Source organism: Mycobacterium simiae (genome assembly GCF_008370645.1).
In the GTDB taxonomy this organism is placed as follows: domain Bacteria; phylum Actinomycetota; class Actinomycetes; order Mycobacteriales; family Mycobacteriaceae; genus Mycobacterium; species Mycobacterium simiae_A.
The window spans coordinates 1-4,197 of record NZ_VTZN01000275.1 but is presented as its reverse complement, the minus strand read 5'-3'; the positions used below and the strand labels follow the sequence as shown (position 1 = coordinate 4,197).

4 protein-coding genes are annotated in these 4,197 nt (G+C 66.9%); 3 read left to right on the top strand and 1 reads right to left on the bottom strand.

Annotation, left to right across the window (positions count from 1 at the left end; all coding sequences use genetic code 11):
* Nucleotides 1-571: DUF732 domain-containing protein (locus tag F0Q45_RS24615; RefSeq protein WP_262491161.1), on the bottom strand; the 571-nt coding region annotated here is incomplete at its 3' end.
* A gap of 356 nt (nucleotides 572-927) precedes the next feature.
* Between F0Q45_RS24615 and F0Q45_RS24610 the strand changes: the two genes are divergently transcribed.
* The 3 genes from F0Q45_RS24610 to F0Q45_RS29700 all read left to right on the top strand — a co-directional run bounded on the left by F0Q45_RS24610 (nucleotide 928) and on the right by F0Q45_RS29700 (nucleotide 3,943).
* Nucleotides 928-2,445: a PE family protein gene (locus tag F0Q45_RS24610; protein ID WP_149656377.1), complete on the top strand. Its 1,518-nt coding sequence runs from the start codon at nucleotides 928-930 to the stop codon at nucleotides 2,443-2,445.
* Nucleotides 2,446-2,504: 59 nt separating this feature from the next.
* The gene (locus F0Q45_RS24605; RefSeq protein WP_149656376.1) at nucleotides 2,505-3,371 is read left to right on the top strand and encodes a rhomboid family intramembrane serine protease; all 867 of its coding nucleotides are present in this window, start codon (nucleotides 2,505-2,507) and stop codon (nucleotides 3,369-3,371) included.
* A gap of 164 nt (nucleotides 3,372-3,535) precedes the next feature.
* Nucleotides 3,536-3,943: a hypothetical protein gene (locus tag F0Q45_RS29700; protein WP_262491160.1), complete on the top strand. Its 408-nt coding sequence runs from the start codon at nucleotides 3,536-3,538 to the stop codon at nucleotides 3,941-3,943.
* Nucleotides 3,944-4,197: the final 254 nt, after the last annotated feature.

Below are 4,197 nucleotides of genomic sequence, written 5' to 3'. Positions count from 1 at the left end.
CCGGCGGCGGTGGCACCAGAATCGGCGACGGGTCCGCGGGGACGGTATCCCCAGCGGAGACTTCGCCCATGAGTGACACGCGCACATGGCCGACCGGGTCACGGCCCGAGTTGACCGCCGTAAGTGGGAACGCGGGGAGCAAGTGCTCATTCGAGGCCCGTACGCGATAAGCCGTGATGGTCGCGACATCGCCTTGATGGTGCGGGCAGTATGCCTCGACTGCGGCGGTGATGAATCGGTGAATGGTGGTCGTGACCCGGGCCGGTGCGTATAGGCGCGCGCTCGAATCGATGTTGAATGCGGTGTCGCGCATTGCCTCCACGAGCTCGTGCAGCGGCGCGCCGCCATCCAGTTTGTGGCAGATCTTGTGGGCAGTTTCGATAACGCTCGGCACATTCGCGAGGGCAGGGATTTCTTTGCTCTCCAGCAATGCCAAAAACTGCTCGTCTTGGTTTGGGTCGGCTGCTGCCGCGCCGCCGCTCAGAATTGCGGCTCCGGTGAGTACCGTGATGGCGCTCACCAGGGTGCCCATGTGGTGGGCGATGCCGGTGAACATGGCAGGGGTGTCCATTTCGGTAGGCCGTCCCGTGACGGCGTGAAACCTGAACCACGCCAAGGTGGCTGTTAACCTGGTTTCCCAACGCCGGCCGCTTCAAACGCCTACTGGTTCTTCGACGGACGGATTTCACACGATGAGCCCGGAGGCTGGTATCGGCCCTTCTGTGCCCGGCGGCTTATTTTGAGCTCTGATCCAACGGTGCACAGGGCGAGGTGCCAAACTGACCCACGGAGGAGGGATTACGCCGTAAAATGCGGTCAGATCCGGCTCGCTCAGCCAGCAGGAATTGGTGTACCGGGTCGCCTTGAATCGCCGTTAGAATTTATTTCTGCCCGAGTGGTGACGATGTCCGACGGAAGAAGTTGCAGATGTCGTTCGTGATTGTGTCGCCAGAAATGGTGGCGGCAGCCGCAACAGACCTTGCGGGTATTCGGGCGTTAATCAGCTCGGCAAACGCCGCCGCGGCATTCCCTACTACCGGCGTAGTAGCTGCCGGCGCCGACTCGGTATCGGCCGCAGTCGCGGCGCTCTTCGATGCGCACGCGCAGGCCTACCAAGTGTTGAGTGCCCAGGCGATGGCTTTTCACGACCAGTTTGTCCAGGCGCTCAACGCTGGTGCCGGCTCCTATGCGGCGGCCGAGTCCGCCAATGCCGCTCCGCTGCAAGTGATCCAGGCCGCGGAGCAGAACGTGCTCAATGCGCTCAACGCGCCCACCCAGGCGCTGCTAGGCCGCCCACTTATCGGCAATGGCACCAATGGACTACCGAACACCGGGCAAGACGGCGGGCCCGGAGGGTTGCTCTACGGCAACGGTGGCAACGGCGGCTCGGGTGGGCTGGGTCAGCCCGGCGGGAATGGTGGCGCGGCCGGGCTGATCGGCAACGGTGGGGCCGGAGGCGCCGGCGGTCCCGGCACCCTCAGCGCAGTGGCCGGCCAACCGGGCGGCACCGGCGGTGCCGGAGGATGGCTATTCGGTAACGGAGGTGTCGGTGGCCCCGGCGGCGCCGGCGCGGTTGCTGTGGGTGCAAATGGCGGGGCGGGCGGCGCTGGCGGCAACGCGGTCGGTCTGTTCGGCAACGGTGGCGTCGGGGGCGCGGGTGGGGTGAGCGGGCCTGGCCCTAATGGTGGCAATGGTGGCAACGCTGGTGGCGGCGGCCATGCCGGGCTGATTGGCCGCGGCGGGGACGGCGGTGTCGGCGGCATCGGCGCTGGTAACGGTGGGCTCGGCGGCTTTGGCGGCGACGGCGGGCTGATAGGTGACGGCGGCGACGGTGGGACTGGCGGCTTCGGTGCCAACGGCGACGGCGGTGGCGGCGGTAACGGCGGCACGGGCGGAGTGTTCGGCGCCGGCGGAGCCGGCGGGGACGGCGGACTTGGGGGCTTCGCCGGTGGTCTTGCCGGTAATGGGGGTAACGCAGGATTCTTCGGGAACGGCGGCGCCGGCGGAAACGGGCAATTCGGCATCGGCGGAACATCCTCGGCCGGCGGTGTCGGTGGTAGCGGCGGCACCCTCATCGGCAACGGCGGCAACGGCGGCAATGGCGGTATCGGAGGCCCGGGCGGCAATGGCGGCAACGGCGGCAACGCAATCGGATTGTTCGGCTACGGCGGAGCGGGCGGCACCGGCGGGGCCGGCCTTGGCGGTGCCAGCGGTGGCGACGGGGGCGACGGCGGCACCGGCGGGCTGATCGGCTGCGGCGGCCCCGGCGGTGGCGCGGGCACCAGCACTGGACCTCCCGCGGCTGCCGCCGGCGGCAACGGCGGGAACGCCCGATTGATTGGCAACGGCGGTGACGGAGGGGACGGTATCTTCGGCGGATCCGGAGGCGCCGGAGGTAACGGTGGCACCATCTTCGGCTCCGCGGGTACGCCGGGGCAAAGCTAACCGCCAGCCAATCACCACCGGCCCGCCCCCAGTCGGTCGATACAGGCCAGACTGGTGAGATGAGTTTCCCCAGCGCACCGCAGTCGCCGGTCGAGGCACCGACATGCTACCGGCACCCGGGCCGCCCGACGTTTGTCCGCTGCACTCGTTGTGAACGGTACATCTGCCCAGACTGCATGCGCGATGCCGCGGTAGGGCACCAGTGTGTCGAGTGCGTTCAGGCGGGCGCCCGTACCATTCGACAGCCGCGGACGCGCTTCGGTGGGCGGCAGCGGTCGACCACCCCGGTGGTCACCTACACGCTGATCGCGCTCAACGTGTTGGCTTTCGTATTGCAGATGACGTTGCGAGGGGTGGGGAAGCAGCTGGTGCTGTGGTCACCGGCCGTGGCCGACGGCCAGCTGTACCGCCTGGTGACCGCGGCGTTCTTGCACTATGGCGCAACCCATTTGCTGCTCAACATGTGGGCGCTGTACGTGGTCGGGCCGCCGCTCGAGATGTGGCTCGGTCGACTGCGTTTCGGGGCGCTCTACGCGTTGAGTGGGCTGGGCGGATCGGTACTGGTCTACTTGCTGTCGCCGCTCAATGCGGCAACCGCGGGCGCATCGGGCGCGATCTTCGGCCTTTTCGGTGCCATGTTTATGGTGGCAAAGCGGCTCAATGTGGACGTGCGGGGCGTCGTGGCGGTCATTGTCATCAACTTGGTGTTCACGTTCGCCATTCCGGCGGTCACTTCGCATTTGATCAGCTGGCAGGGGCATCTGGGCGGTCTGGTCACCGGGGCGCTGATCGCGGCGGCCTACGTGTATCCACCCAGCGAACGCCGCAACCTGATCCAAGCCGTCGCGACAGTGATCGCTGTGGCTGTGTTCGCCGCAGCGATCTGGTGGCGCACAGCCCAGCTGCTCGCCGAGCTTGCGTTATGACCTGGTGGAGCGCCAATGCCGAGCGAACGCTGTCGCAAGCGGTGTCAGCGCCACCGGACCGCTCGTGATTTGAATGCTATCGCTTAGTGAACCGAATCCCGCTGGGGCCGTGGATGATCAAGCGCGCCTACCGAGCCCGGCCGCACCCTCCAGCGTGAGGTGACATGGAAACCGAAACCGCGGCCGAGCGATTCCCGGCAGTGCGGCTCCGTGGGACAGTGACGTTCGCGCGAATCCACCGCGGCACCCGCGTGACCGCGCAACTACCCATCGCCGCGCCCCGGCCATGGGCCGCATTTGTCGCCCACCAGGCGGTCAAAGCGGATGCCGTGATGCTGGAAGGCATTCGGCGACATGATGATCGACAATGGTGCGACTCCGCAGGATACGGCGAAGTGGGACGGCGACCAGAGGTGTCCGCGCATGCGGGCGCGGACACCACATGGTCGGCTTCGCTGTTGAACTCGACCAACTCGGCATTGAGGTCGCCCACGCTGTGCATGGTTCGAAGCCGACGAGCCGCTGCCCCGGCCGCCGCTGCGATCGACGCGCTGATCAGCCAGATTCGCTGAGCGCCCGCAACACCATCGCCCGCGGGGTCTCGCAGCTTGGCGGGCCACGTCGAACGCTCACCGTGCCATCCCCACCCGGCATGAGAAGCGTTTGCCTTATCCGGAAAATTTGGTGCGGCGACCTCGCTGGGAAGCGCGTTACGCTAAACAGGCGATTAAGGCAGGGTGTTGGGGGCTCACCGCCAAGGAGCTAGACGGTCCAATGAGCTAGCTAGATAGGGAAGGAACCACCGATGGTTGGAGTATACGCGGAC

Bases quoted from the DNA above. Each gene is read 5' to 3' on its own strand.
- F0Q45_RS24610 (WP_149656377.1), top strand. From the start codon at position 928: ATGTCGTTCGTGATTGTGTCGCCAGAAATGGTGGCGGCAGCCGCAACA.
- F0Q45_RS24605 (WP_149656376.1), top strand. From the start codon at position 2,505: ATGAGTTTCCCCAGCGCACCGCAGTCGCCGGTCGAGGCACCGACATGC.
- F0Q45_RS29700 (WP_262491160.1), top strand. From the start codon at position 3,536: ATGGAAACCGAAACCGCGGCCGAGCGATTCCCGGCAGTGCGGCTCCGT.